This window comes from Affinirhizobium helianthi, assembly GCF_042680945.1.
Lineage (GTDB): Bacteria > Pseudomonadota > Alphaproteobacteria > Rhizobiales > Rhizobiaceae > Neorhizobium > Neorhizobium helianthi.
Window position 1 is genome coordinate 58,117 of the sequence record NZ_JBHUEQ010000006.1, and the last position, 12,674, is coordinate 70,790.

Here is a 12,674-nt window from a genome sequence, read left to right on the forward strand (position 1 = left end):
CTGGCGCCTGCATCTGACTTGTTAAGCTTGAGCGGCTTTGCGTGCGACGCGCGCGCGAATCGATTCCACGTCTGCTTTCGGCGTAGCCGCAAAGAGCGTGCGGGTATACTCGTGGCGCGGGTTTGAGAAAACCTCGTCCCGCGTGCCGTACTCAACCGCCTCGCCGAAATACATAACCATCACTTCGTCGGCGATGTATTTCACGACTGACAGGTCGTGGCTGATGAAAACGTAGGTCAGGCCAAATTCTTCCTGCAAATCCGCCAACAGATTGAGAACCTGCGCCTGTACGGAAAGATCGAGTGCGGATACCGGCTCATCCAACACCAACAGCTTTGGATTCAGCATCAAAGCACGCGCGATGGCAATTCTCTGACGCTGACCACCGGAGAACATGTGCGGATAGCGGTTATAGTGCTCCGCACCCAAGCCAACCTTGATCAGCATCTCTGTGGCGCGGTCTCGCCTTTCTGAGGCGGACATATTGGTGTTGATAGCCAGCGGTTCCCCCAGCACATCACCGATCTTCTGGCGCGGGTTCAATGAACCATAGGGATTCTGGAAGACGATCTGCACCTTCCGGCGCATGTCTGCGGTGAGATGACCCGGGCGCGTATCGATCTTGTCGCCATCGATGAAGAGTTCACCCGCCGTTGGCTCGTCGATGAATGTGAGAATACGGGCCAATGTGGACTTGCCACAACCGCTCTCGCCGACGATAGCCAGCGTCTTGCCCGGATCAAGCCTGAACGAGACACCTTTGACCGCATGGATCACCTTCTCCGGTTTGAAGAGACCCTGTGACACCCGATATTCCTGCCTGATATTCCGGATTTCAAGCATTGGAGTGGTAGCGGAGTTGAGTTCGCTCATCGCGCACCTCCAGAAAGTTCTGCGGCGGACATGAAGTCCGACACGGTGCTAAGACGGTCTCCGGTCGCATTTTCCGGCAGTGCGGCTAGCAAAGCGCGGGTATAAGCGTTTTTGGGAGCTTCAAAGAGGGAAAGAACGTCGGCTTCTTCCATCTTGCGACCCTTATACTGAACGATGACTCGATCGGCTGTCTCTGCCACCACGCCCATGTCATGGGTGATCATAATCAGGCCCATACCGTGCTCGGCCTGGAGCTTCATCAACAGATCGAGGATCTGCTTCTGGATGGTCACATCCAGCGCTGTTGTCGGCTCATCCGCAATCAGAAGCTTCGGATTGCAGGCAATCGCCATGGCGATCATAACGCGCTGGCACTGGCCGCCAGACATCTGGTGCGGAAAGTGGTTGAGGCGCTCCACCGGGTTGGGAAGTCCAACCAGTTCAAAAAGCTCGACGGCACGTGCGCGGCGTTCCTTTTTGCCGAGCCCCATATGGATGCGCAGCACCTCTTCGATCTGAAAGCCCACCGTGAAGCACGGGTTGAGGCTGGCGATAGGCTCCTGAAAGATCATCGCCATATCCTTGCCGATCAGCTTGCGCCGCTCCGCATCCGGGATATTGCGGATGTCGCGCCCGCGAAACTCTATCTTGTCAGCGGTGATATTCGCGGTCCACGGCAAAAGACCCATCACGGCAAGCATGGAAACGGATTTACCCGAGCCGCTCTCACCGACGATGGCAAGAACCTCACGCTCATCGACCGACAGTGAGACACCATCAACAGCTTTAAACCAGCCCGTCGATGTCTCGAACTGAACGGTCAGATTTTCAATTTCAAGAAGCGCCATGGTCAGGACCTCTTCATCTTGGGATCGAGCGCATCACGCAATCCATCGCCCATGAGGTTGATGGCAAGAACAGTGATGAGAATGGCAAGGCCGGGAAATGTGACAACCCACCAGGCACGCAGGATGAACTCGCGTGCTTCGGCAAGCATTGTACCCCATTCCGGCGCAGGCGGCTGTGCGCCCATGCCGAGGAAGCCGAGTGCTGCGGCATCCAAAATCGCATTCGAAAAGGAAAGCGTGGCCTGCACGATGAGCGGTGCGGTGCAGTTCGGCAGGATGGTGCGGAACATCAGGCGCAACGGGCTCGCACCGGAAATCCGTGCAGCCGTCACGTAGTCGCGAGACTTTTCAGCCATCACTGCCGCACGTGTGAGCCGCACGAAATGTGGCTGCAGGGTCAGCGCGATGGCAATCATGCCATTGGTCAGGCTCGGCCCCAGAATAGCCACCAGCACGAGAGCCAGAAGCAGAGAGGGAAACGCCAGGATGATGTCCATCAGTCGCATGATGACCGTATCGACCCAGCCGCGATAAAAGCCTGCGATCAGCCCCACCAAAATCCCGCCAACCAGGGACAGCGTCGTGACAAAGAGCCCGATGAACAGCGAGTATTGCGCGCCGTAAATCAGACGGGACAAGATATCGCGCCCCACTGCATCCGTGCCGAGCAGGTAGGTCGTGCGTCCACCTTCAAGCCAAACCGGCGGAATGAGGATGGCGTCGCGATACTGCTCAAAGGGCGAGTGCGGGGCGATGAACGAGGCGAAGACTGCAACGAAAACGAGGGCCACGAAGACGATCAGGCCAAGCACTGCGCCGCGATTTTCAGAGAAGTAGAACCAGAACTCCTTGAGCATCTGGCGGCGAAGGGCCGCACTGCTCACAGGCTGTGTCTGAGCTGTTTCTGCCATGGGATTTGCTCCTTCTTAGTGGCGGATACGCGGGTTGACCAGGCCATACAGCAGATCAACAATCAGATTGACGACCATGATGATACCCGCAATCAAGAGCAGACCACCCTGGATGACCGGATAGTCGCGGCGGAAGACGCTATCGACCATCCATTTGCCGATACCTGGCCAGGAGAAGATGGTTTCCGTCAGGATCGCGCCCGCCAGCATCACGCCGATCTGAAGACCAATTGTCGTAATGACAGGGATCATTGCATTGCGGAGCGCATGAAGACCGACGACACGGAAGGGGGAAAGACCCTTCGCCCGCGCCGTGCGAATGTAATCTTCAGACAAAACCTCCAGCATGGCCGAGCGCGTCTGACGCGCAATGACAGCCAGCGGGATTGTCGCCAGAACAATCGAGGGCAGAATGAGATGGCTGACGGCAGACGCGAAAGCGCCCTTCTGGTTTGAAAGCAGCGAGTCGATCAGCATGAAACCGGTAACCGGCTTGACGAAATACATCAGCGAAATCCGGCCCGAGACTGGCGTCCATTGCAGGATGCCAGAGAAGAGAATGATGAGCAGCAGCCCCCACCAGAAGATCGGCATTGAGTAGCCAACCAGTGCGACACCCATCATGGATTGATCGACAGCCGACCCACGCTTGATGGCAGCAATCACACCTGCCGGAATACCCAGGGCAACGGCAATCAAAATTGCGCAGAAGGACAACTCCACCGTCGCCGGGAAAAGCGCCAGGAACTGTTTCAGAATAGGCGATTTGGAAACGATTGACGTGCCGAAATCTCCGGTGAGAACGCTACCCAGATAGTCCAGATATTGCATCACCATGGGGCGATCGAGGCCCAGCTGCGCGCTGATTTGCGCGTGCCGCTCCGGTGACATGACGCGTTCGCCCGAAAGCAGCGCCACGGGATCCCCCGGGAGAAAGCGAATGAAGGCAAAGGCGATGATCGAAACCCCGATAAATGTCGGGATCAGGACGGCAAGCCGCCGCAGTAGAAAGCCAAACATGGATAGACCTGCTTATTATTTTGGAGTTTGGTCTGGCGGTCCGCGGAGTCGGCCGTCGGGAATGCCATTCCTCGTCTGACGGCCCATCCGCCGTCTATCCTGGTAAAAAGCCGCGGGATGACACCACCCCACGGCTCAATGATTAAGACTTAGCTGAATTATTCAGCGATGTCGACGTTTTCGAACGTGAAGTCACCCAGCGGGCTCTGAACGAAGCCGCTGACTTCCTTGCGCATCGGCACGACGGAGAGCGAGTGATCAAGCGTTGCCCAAGGCGCTTCGCGCTTGAAAACAACCTGCGCCTGTTCGTAGAGCTTGGTGCGCTCTGCCTGATCGGAGGTCACCTTCGCCTTCTTCACCAGATCGTTGAATTCCTGGTTGCACCACTGTGCACGGTTGTTGCCGCCAACGGCATCGCAGCCCAGCAGCGTATCCAGGAAGTTGTCCGGATCACCATTGTCGCCTGTCCAGCCCAGCATGGCAGCACCGTCACGGTCCTTGGCCTTGGAACGATCGAGATATTCTGCCCATTCGTAGGAGACGATCTCAACCTTGACGCCGATCTTGGAGAAATCATCCTGGATGATTTCAGCGGCGCGGCGTGCGTTCAGCATGTAAGGACGCGAAACCGGCATTGCCCAGACCTTCATGGAAAGGTCCTTCACGCCTGCATCGGCCAGCATCTTCTTTGCGGCTTCCAGATCGTATGTGTCGTCCTCAATGCTCTTGTTGTAGGACCACATGGTCGGCGGGATCGGGTTCTTGGCAGGCGTAGCCATGCCCTGGAACACTGCTTCAACGATGGCCTTCTTGTTGATGGCCTTGTTCAGCGCCTTGCGAACTTCCGGCTTGTCGAACGGAGCCTGGGTCGTGTTGTAAGCGAGGTAGGCGATGTTCAGGCCTTCCTGCTCCATGACCTTCAGGTTCTTATCCGCCTTCATGGAAGCAACATCAGCAGCATTCGGATACGGCATCAGATGGCATTCGCCAGCCTTGAGCTTCTGATAACGCACGGCTGCATCTGTGGTGATGGCGAATACCAGATCGTCGATCTTCGGCGCTCCACCCCAGTAGTCAGCGTTCTTCTGATAACGAATGACCGCGTCCTGCTGATAACCGATGAAGGTGAACGGACCCGTGCCAACCGGCATCTGGTTCAGCTGTGCCATGTTGCCGTCTGCCTTCAGCTTGTCGGCATATTCCTTGGACACGATTGAAGCGAAAGGCATGGCAAGGTTTGCCAGGAACGGTGCTTCAGGACGGTTCAGCGTAATCTTGACGGTCAGGTCATCCACCTTTTCGATGGATTTGATCAGTTCCGGAAAGCCCATGCCGGCTGCATATTCCCAGGAAGCGCCAGCAACATACTGGTTCCACGGATTTTCCTTGTTGATCTGGCGATCGATGGAAAACACCACGTCGTCAGCCGTCAGCGTGCGCGTTGGGATGAAGAATTCCGTTGTATGGAACTTCACGTTCGGACGGAGCTTGAAAACGTATTCCTTGCCATCTTCGGAAACAGTCCAGCTCTCTGCCAAACCCGCGACCGGCTTGGTGGTGCCAGGTTCGAACTCGAGAAGACGGCTGTAGACCGGGTGCGCAGATGCGTCAAAGGTCGTGCCGGCAGTGTAGAGCCCCGGGTCGAAGCCTTCTGGTGAGCCTTCCGAGCAGAAGACGAAGGTCTTCGCGCTTGCAGCGGTGGAAAGGAAAGACGCCGCGAGCAAGGCCGCAGCAAAACCGAGTTTGGATCTCATCGATGATATCTCCCATCGGCAACAGGACGTTATGCTATTGCCGTTTTTGTGAACCTGAATACGCGCCCGCTGTTCAACTTATTGTTTTGTCGCGCAATCCCTGACAAGAGTGACCTATACCGCAATTCTTCGCGTCTACCCCACCTTAAAGCGGGGGAACCGTTTTCGCCATTGCGGTACGGATACCTGTCATATCCATTAGTCCACCCTTGTAAAGATGGCCCGGCCATCACAAAGCCGCTAAAGCGCCATATTTTGTAAACTCGCTCATATTTGAAAAGCTTATCCTCTCTATGGGAAATTTTATTGCGCGATGCATGCGGTGCAGCAAAAAAGTAGCGCAACTCCGACAGGAGGAAGAATTGTTTTCCACACCCCTTCCTTGAACGTAAAAAGCCGATCACTTGGATCGGCTTCTCGAGTCGCATTTCCATTAGGGAATTGCAATTTTCACTGAGCCCGCCAGGCTGCCACAGCCTGTGGTTTAACCGTGCGCTCACCCAAGAGAAAGTCAACGCCCTGTGGTGCCTCCCAATCTTCCGAGCCATAGTTGAACACGAAGACAATGTCGCCTCTCCGGCGCAGGCGGATATGATCCGGCACTTCGGTCATGGCAAGGCAGGCTTCAAGTGCAGCCAGCTTCATGGTCGCTGTCAGCAAGGCCTCGTCCGGCCAGCAGGCGAGGTAGTGCACCTTGCCTTTTCGCGTCAATGCAGCATCGCCATTGTCAAATGTCGCAACGATCTCGGCTGAGGTCTGGAGATATTCCCGCCAGCGGGTCCCCTCACCTGTAACCTGACCTGATACGGAATGCGTAACGCCCGGGCGCAATGTGGAAACCTGGTAGACGCGATTGCCGGTCATCTCTGCAATCGGGCCAGGCGGCAGGTTTTCGGGCAGCTTGAAGTTCCGGTCGCGGGAACCGCTTCTTGCGCCAATGAGAACGACGCCATCCGCCTTATCAAGTGCGTCCTGTGCAGGTCCGTCAATTTCGGTCATGCACGGAACAAGTACGAGGGGGTAGCCTTCCACAGAACCACCGGGTCTGACGAAATCAACATCAAGACCAAGCCGGCGCGCTGCCTCATACCAGCGGAAGCAGAGTTCCTCATAACGGAAGTCCTTTGCCTGTGGCTGAATGTTCGTTGTCCAGTAGCTCTGGTAATCGAAGACGAGTGCGACTTGCGCCTTGCCCGTTTCGGGCAGGCTGCCGAGTGCCGCCAGTTCTTCGGCCACCTGCTTTGCTTCCAAGCCGCCCGGGGAAAGCTCGTCCAGCCCAGCGAGATTCAGGCCCGCATGCATCTGCTCCTGGGCAAACATTGCCTGGCGCCAACGGAAATAACTCACGACCTCCGCACCATGTGCGAGCGCTTCCCAGGTCCAGAGCCGCACCATTCCCGGTTTGGGAACAGGGTTCCAGGGCGCCCAGTTCACCGGCCCGGGTTGCTGCTCCATGACCCAGAAACGACCACGGCCAACACCGCGATAAAGATCATGATGGAAGGGGGCGATATCCGGATGCGATGTCTCGGCCCAGCGATTGCGCTCTGCTTCGGAGAACGGGAATTTCTCGACGAAGCCGATCGGATAACTATCCCAGGAGGCAAGATCGAGGTTGTCTGCCACCTTGAAATGATCGAAATCCAGGATGAAGCCCATGAAATTATGGGTGATCCAGCGGTCTGGCGAGTGCTTGCGAATGATATCGCACTGCATTTTATCGTAGGCGGCCACCTGATCGGACTGGAAGCGCCAGAAATCCAGCCGTGCCGCAGGGTTAGGCTCTGTCACCGTCAGGTTCGGCAGGGCAACCTCATCGAAACTGCCAAGCTCCATGGACCAGAAAACCGAGCCCCAGGCTTCGTTCAATTTGTCGGGTGTCTGGTAACGGAGGCGCAGCCACTGCTTGAATGCCTTCAGATCCTCTGGCCCCCAGGATCGGATTGTATCATGGCAGCCGTATTCGTTATCGGTCTGCCATCCCACGAGGCCCGGATGTTTTCCGTAGCGCTTCGCAACGATCTCGACGATACGCGCACTTTCCTGCCACCAGGTCTGCGAGGAAAAGGTATAATGGCGGCGCGAGCCAAAGCCGCGCGGATTGCCATCCTTGTCATAGGGGATGATATCCGGACACTCATCTACCAGCCATTTCGGCGGTGTGGCAGTGGGGGTGCCCAGCACGATCTTCAGACCGGCCTTGGCCAGCACATCCATGGCGCGGTCCAGCCACTCGAACTGGAACTCACCGCGCTTCGGTTCAAGTCGCGACCATGCAAATTCGCCAATGCGGACGAAAGTAATGCCGAGTTCCCGCATGCGCCGGGCATCTGTTTCCCAGCGCGATTCATCCCAATGTTCAGGGTAATAGCATACGCCCAGCATTATCGTGTCAGATCCCCATTGATGACGGCCTGGCCGTCCTTGTTGAACAGATGGCAAGCCCTGGCGTTGATGCCGATTTTCAAGGTCTCGCCCGGTTTTGCTCCGGCAAGACCGTCAGCTTTGACTGCGATCTCGCTGCCATCCGCCAATGTCAGGAAGAACAGAGTTTCTGACCCCAAATACTCCGCCAAGCGCACCGTGCCTTCAATCGTGGTTTCTCCGCTGCCATTTGCATCAATGTGCTCTGGCCTCAGACCGAGCGTCATGGTGCCGGGAGCGATTGATTTGCCTTGCGCATCAAGCGTAGCCTGCCCCCCCGGCAGCTTGACTACGACAGTTCCCTTCTCACCCGCAGAGACATCAACCTGAAGAAAGTTCATTTTCGGCGAGCCGATGAAGCCTGCGACGAAAAGGTTGTTGGGCCGATGATAAAGCTCCAGCGGCGAGCCCACCTGCTCAATCTTGCCGGCGGAAAGAACAACGATCTTATCGGCCATGGTCATGGCTTCCACCTGATCGTGGGTCACGTAGATCATGGTTGCTTTCAAGTCCTGATGCAGCTTGGAAAGTTCCGACCGCATCTGCACGCGTAATGCTGCATCCAGGTTCGAAAGCGGCTCATCGAAAAGGAATACTTCCGGGTTACGGACAATCGCACGGCCAATGGCCACACGCTGGCGCTGGCCGCCCGAAAGCTGGCCTGGCTTGCGCTGAAGAAGCGCATCCAGTTGCAGCATCTTGGCTGCCATGGCCGTGCGCTCAGCAATCAGGCTTTTCGGATGACCCGTCATCTTCAGGCCAAAGCCGATATTTTCCGCCACCGTCATATGCGGATAGAGCGCATAGGATTGAAACACCATAGCCACGCCGCGCTCAGACGGACCGACATTTGTCATGTCCTTGCCGCCGATGGCAAGCGAGCCGGAGGTGATATCCTCAAGTCCCGCAATCATGCGTAGCAGCGTGGATTTTCCACAGCCGGAGGGACCGACGAACACGCAGAACTCACCATCCTTGACGTCTAGGTCCACGCCTTTGATGACACTGAGTGCACCGAATTGTTTTTTGACGTTACGAAGGCTGACATCAGCCATGGCTTTCGCCTCCTTCCATGGGTACGATTTCCAGCAGCAGTGCGCTTTCGGGGCGCAACATGGGCAAGGGCAAGCCCGCATGAACGGCGCTGACCAGATCGAAAGCCACCTCGCCTGCTAGGAGTTTTTTCTGTCCATCTGAAATGCGAATGAAATCAGGCTCCGCAGGCAAAACGGTCTTCACCTGCCACTTACCGCCCTGTTGCAACAGGGTCTCCGGCAGCTTGAGCGGCATGGGTTGCTCGGCAACCATTTGCGGTCCTTGGGCCACGAAAAGAAGAACATGGTCCTCCTTCGTCGCACCCCAGACATAGCGGCCGTCAACGGGGTCGAACTGGAAACTGGCATTTGGCGCATGCAACAAATGGCGGAAGCGCTTGTATGCCTCGATATAGATCTTCAGCTCCCGGCGCTCATCGTCACTCAGCTCCAGAGGGTTCAGCTCCACGCCCATGTGATAGGCCATCGCAACGAGCGCACGGAACGACAGCGAGTGACGCCGCCCTGTCTGATGATTGGGGCTTGCCGATATGTGGCTTCCCAAAATCTCTGGCGGGACGAATAGCGAAGCCCCGCGCTGGATTTCCAGCCGCTCCAGCGCATCCGTGCAATCGGATGTCCAGACACGATGGGTTCGTGCAAGAGCGCCATAATCGATGCGACCGCCGCCCGAAGCGCAGCTTTCGATTTCCACATCAGGGTGCTTGGCACGCACGCGATCCATCAACGCATAAACGGCACGCGTCTGGCGCGCGATGGTGGCTTTGCCGTCACGTCCACCCGCATGGGTCAGATCGCGGTTCATATCCCATTTGATGTAGGAGATGGCATGATTGGCGAGAACCGCATCTATCTTACCAAAAATATGATCCGACACTTCGGGGCGGGTGAGATCAAGGACCAGCTGGTTGCGGGAGAGGAGCAGCGGCCTGCCTTCAACCTGCAAGGCCCAATCGGGGTGCGCGCGAAAGAGATCGGATTCCGGGTTGATCATTTCCGGCTCGAACCAGATACCAAACTGCATCCCGAGGCCGGTTACATGATCGACGAGAGGTTTCAGCCCATCAGGATACTTTCGAACGTCGATATCCCAGTCACCCAAACTGGTCGTGTCGTCGTCGCGCTTTCCAAACCAGCCATCGTCCAGCACAAAACGTTCGATACCCAGTTCCGCCGCCGCACTGGCCTGCGCTTTCAACGAATCCATCTGGTGATCGAAGTAATTGCCTTCCCAGGTATTCAAGGTCACGGGACGCGGTGACATCTTGCCCTTGGGCCAGCTGGTAAGTTCTTGCCGAACAAATGCGTGAAAATCAGCGCTGTCCGCACCGGCATAAGCCACCGGGCTTTCGTAGCTTTCGCCCCTCTTCAGAATGACTTCGCCGGGCTCGAACAACTCGCCGATATGGATCAGGCGTCTGCCATCATCCAATCGGTCGATAACGATTTGATGGCCTCCGCTCCAGCCGAGGGTAACGCCGAAGCGTTGGTCCGCCCCCTCGACAAAGAGCATCGGCAAACGATCGTGGGATGTGCGACCGCGCCGGCTTTCCTGCGACCAGATGCCGTTTGCGAGCATCTCAGTGCGCGTTTGGAACTCACGCCCCCACATGCCTGTGAAGGTTGTCAACGCGACATCGGCTGCATCAATCAGGAAGGTCCCTGCCATGCAGCGGTCGAGCTGATAATCCGCATCGCCGTCATTGGTCAACCGGGTCGACATGGAGATCAAACCAGAAGAATGGACCTTCAAATGAATGGTCAGCGAGAGTTTCGCAACCGGGTCCGTTCCAGAGAGCGTGCTTGTTTCACCCGAAGTGACGGCTGTCCAGTCACCAAATTGGGCTATGAAATCCCTGCCCTGGCGATGGCCCGCAATTGCCGGCCAGCCAAAGAAGCCCATGCCGCCGGTGGGCAGCAGGACCGCCGACGACACCGCCTCATCCATGCCATTGATACGGCTGGAACGTTCAATTTCGAACAAGGGATCAGCCGTGAGGCCCGCCTGACCGAAGCTTACGATTTCCGGCATGCCAAGTTCCGGCAGCCGCAAGGTGAGACCGAATGTCTCGAACTCCAGGTTTACAATCTGACTCATCCCTTAGTCGCTCCGAGGGTTAGCCCAGCAATGAAATGCTTTTGCATAAGGAAGAACATGGCCACCGGCGGCAGTGCCGCGATTATGGAACCGGCAGAGACGAGGTGCCAGGCGGCAACCCACTGACCGTTCAAAGCATACAGACCCGCTGTTACCGGCATGGCGTGCTGGCCTTGCACAAGCACTGTTGCCCAGAAGTAATCGTTCCAGACGAAGGTAAAGACGAGCACGGAAAGTGCGGCAATGGCGGGACGCATCAAAGGCAGCACGATGTAGCGGAAAATCCGCCATTCGGAGACACCTTCGACACGCGCAGATTCAATCAACGCAAATGGTAGACCCTTGATGAAGTTGCGCATGAAGAGCGTGCAGAACCCTGTCTGAAACGCCACATGAAAGAGTACGAGACCCAGCGTCGTATCATAGAGCCCGGCCTGCAGAGTGAGATCGCGCACCGGGACCATGAGGATCTGGAAGGGAATGAAGTTGCCCGCTACGAAAAGAAAGAACAGGAACAGATTGGCGCGAAAATTATAGACCGCCAGCGCAAAGCCGGTGAGGCAGGAGAGCGCCACTGCACCGACGACAGTCGGGATCGTCACCTTGAACGAATTCAGGATGTAAATCCCAATTGGGCTGTCGCGAAAGACCGCCGAATAATTTTCGACACCGGCGAAACCGGAAGGAATGCCGAAATAGTTACCAGCGGCCAAATCACTCGCTGGACGAACGGACGTAATGGCTACGCCGATGAGCGGTAGAAGCCAGACGATAAGGGCGATCGGGAGGATCACCTTGTAGCCGGTCTGCACCAGAGGGGAAGCTTTCTGAATCGGAGTCGGAAACATCAGTTGTTCCTTTCCTGCATCAGCATGCGAACGATGAACATGGTGATGAAAATCATCATAATAAGGAACAGAACCACGGCGATGGCCGCACCGTAGCCCATGCGGTAACCGTACTCCGAAAGCGCTTGTTCATACATGAAGTAGGAGAGCACCTGGCTGGAACCGTAGGGTCCGCCAGCGGTCATGATGGAGACCAGATCGAAGGAGCGCAGCGAACCGATGACCGTGACAACCATGGCAATGAAGGTCGCAGGGGCAAGTTGCGGCAGGATGACATACCACAGAAGCTTGACACCCTTGGCCCCATCCATGCGCGCAGCTTCAACCTGCTCTGGATTGATGTTGTTCAAGCCCGTCAGGTAAAGGATCATGCAATAGGCTGTCTGTGGCCAAAGACCTGCGGCAATGATGCCGTATGTCACATAGCGCTCGTCGGCCAGAATAGCGATCTGCTGGCCCGTCAACGTTTCGATCAGCTTTGAAAACAAGCCAAAATCTGGCGCGTAAAACCAGGTGAAGATCAAGCCAACCACAACCTGGCTCAGCACGAAGGGAAAGAAGAAAAGAGATTTATAGAGGCGTATTCCCGTCACCGTCTGGTTCAAAAACAGCGCCACCATCAATCCAGCCGGGATCGACAGCAGGTAAAGGACAAGCCAGAGAACATTATTCTTAAGCGAGACATAAAAGGACTCGTCGCCCAGCAACTCGGTGTAGTTGCCAATGCCGATCCAGACCTTTTCCCCCAGACCGTCCCAATCATGGAAACTGATCCAGATAGACTCAAAAATCGGCATGAGAACGTAGATCACGAACATCAACATGCCCGGCGCAAGAAACAGC

10 protein-coding genes are annotated in these 12,674 nt (G+C 56.4%); all 10 read right to left on the bottom strand.

Annotation, left to right across the window (positions count from 1 at the left end):
- Positions 1 to 21: 21 nt before the first annotated feature.
- The gene (locus tag ACFSE1_RS05400) at positions 22 to 873 is read right to left on the bottom strand and encodes a dipeptide ABC transporter ATP-binding protein (protein WP_377397499.1); all 852 of its coding nucleotides are present in this window, start codon (positions 871 to 873) and stop codon (positions 22 to 24) included.
- The gene (locus tag ACFSE1_RS05405; RefSeq protein WP_377397502.1) at positions 870 to 1,721 is read right to left on the bottom strand and encodes an ABC transporter ATP-binding protein; all 852 of its coding nucleotides are present in this window, start codon (positions 1,719 to 1,721) and stop codon (positions 870 to 872) included. The genes ACFSE1_RS05400 and ACFSE1_RS05405 overlap by 4 nt, the downstream gene beginning before the upstream one ends.
- Before the next feature lie 2 nt (positions 1,722 to 1,723).
- Positions 1,724 to 2,632 carry an ABC transporter permease subunit gene (locus ACFSE1_RS05410; RefSeq protein WP_377397505.1) on the bottom strand — a complete coding sequence of 303 codons (909 nt, stop codon included), beginning with the start codon at positions 2,630 to 2,632 and terminating at the stop codon, positions 1,724 to 1,726.
- 15 nt (positions 2,633 to 2,647) lie between these two features.
- Complete coding sequence (locus ACFSE1_RS05415) at positions 2,648 to 3,652, bottom strand: ABC transporter permease subunit (RefSeq protein ID WP_377397508.1); 1,005 nt, start codon at positions 3,650 to 3,652, stop codon at positions 2,648 to 2,650.
- Positions 3,653 to 3,810: 158 nt separating this feature from the next.
- Complete coding sequence (locus ACFSE1_RS05420) at positions 3,811 to 5,406, bottom strand: ABC transporter substrate-binding protein (protein WP_377397511.1); 1,596 nt, start codon at positions 5,404 to 5,406, stop codon at positions 3,811 to 3,813.
- Positions 5,407 to 5,856: 450 nt separating this feature from the next.
- Positions 5,857 to 7,791: a beta-galactosidase gene (locus ACFSE1_RS05425; protein WP_377397514.1), complete on the bottom strand. Its 1,935-nt coding sequence runs from the start codon at positions 7,789 to 7,791 to the stop codon at positions 5,857 to 5,859.
- Positions 7,791 to 8,885 carry an ABC transporter ATP-binding protein gene (locus ACFSE1_RS05430; protein ID WP_377397517.1) on the bottom strand — a complete coding sequence of 365 codons (1,095 nt, stop codon included), beginning with the start codon at positions 8,883 to 8,885 and terminating at the stop codon, positions 7,791 to 7,793. Before ACFSE1_RS05430 ends, ACFSE1_RS05425 begins: the two co-directional genes overlap by 1 nt.
- Positions 8,878 to 10,983 (bottom strand): alpha-galactosidase, encoded by a 2,106-nt coding sequence (locus ACFSE1_RS05435; protein WP_377397521.1) that lies wholly within the window; start codon positions 10,981 to 10,983, stop codon positions 8,878 to 8,880. Before ACFSE1_RS05435 ends, ACFSE1_RS05430 begins: the two co-directional genes overlap by 8 nt.
- The gene (locus ACFSE1_RS05440; RefSeq protein WP_377397524.1) at positions 10,980 to 11,831 is read right to left on the bottom strand and encodes a carbohydrate ABC transporter permease; all 852 of its coding nucleotides are present in this window, start codon (positions 11,829 to 11,831) and stop codon (positions 10,980 to 10,982) included. The genes ACFSE1_RS05435 and ACFSE1_RS05440 overlap by 4 nt, the downstream gene beginning before the upstream one ends.
- Positions 11,831 to 12,649 (bottom strand): carbohydrate ABC transporter permease, encoded by an 819-nt coding sequence (locus ACFSE1_RS05445; protein WP_465269758.1) that lies wholly within the window; start codon positions 12,647 to 12,649, stop codon positions 11,831 to 11,833. Before ACFSE1_RS05445 ends, ACFSE1_RS05440 begins: the two co-directional genes overlap by 1 nt.
- Positions 12,650 to 12,674 lie beyond the last annotated feature (25 nt).

What these genes read in the sequence shown, in the direction of transcription:
- ACFSE1_RS05400 (WP_377397499.1), bottom strand. Translation starts at nt 873, where the DNA reads ATGAGCGAACTCAACTCCGCTACCACTCCAATGCTTGAAATCCGGAAT.
- ACFSE1_RS05405 (WP_377397502.1), bottom strand. Translation starts at nt 1,721, where the DNA reads ATGGCGCTTCTTGAAATTGAAAATCTGACCGTTCAGTTCGAGACATCG.
- ACFSE1_RS05410 (WP_377397505.1), bottom strand. Translation starts at nt 2,632, where the DNA reads ATGGCAGAAACAGCTCAGACACAGCCTGTGAGCAGTGCGGCCCTTCGC.
- ACFSE1_RS05415 (WP_377397508.1), bottom strand. Translation starts at nt 3,652, where the DNA reads ATGTTTGGCTTTCTACTGCGGCGGCTTGCCGTCCTGATCCCGACATTT.
- ACFSE1_RS05420 (WP_377397511.1), bottom strand. Translation starts at nt 5,406, where the DNA reads ATGAGATCCAAACTCGGTTTTGCTGCGGCCTTGCTCGCGGCGTCTTTC.
- ACFSE1_RS05425 (WP_377397514.1), bottom strand. Translation starts at nt 7,791, where the DNA reads ATGCTGGGCGTATGCTATTACCCTGAACATTGGGATGAATCGCGCTGG.
- ACFSE1_RS05430 (WP_377397517.1), bottom strand. Translation starts at nt 8,885, where the DNA reads ATGGCTGATGTCAGCCTTCGTAACGTCAAAAAACAATTCGGTGCACTC.
- ACFSE1_RS05435 (WP_377397521.1), bottom strand. Translation starts at nt 10,983, where the DNA reads ATGAGTCAGATTGTAAACCTGGAGTTCGAGACATTCGGTCTCACCTTG.
- ACFSE1_RS05440 (WP_377397524.1), bottom strand. Translation starts at nt 11,831, where the DNA reads ATGTTTCCGACTCCGATTCAGAAAGCTTCCCCTCTGGTGCAGACCGGC.
- ACFSE1_RS05445 (WP_465269758.1), bottom strand. Translation starts at nt 12,649, where the DNA reads ATGTTCGTGATCTACGTTCTCATGCCGATTTTTGAGTCTATCTGGATC.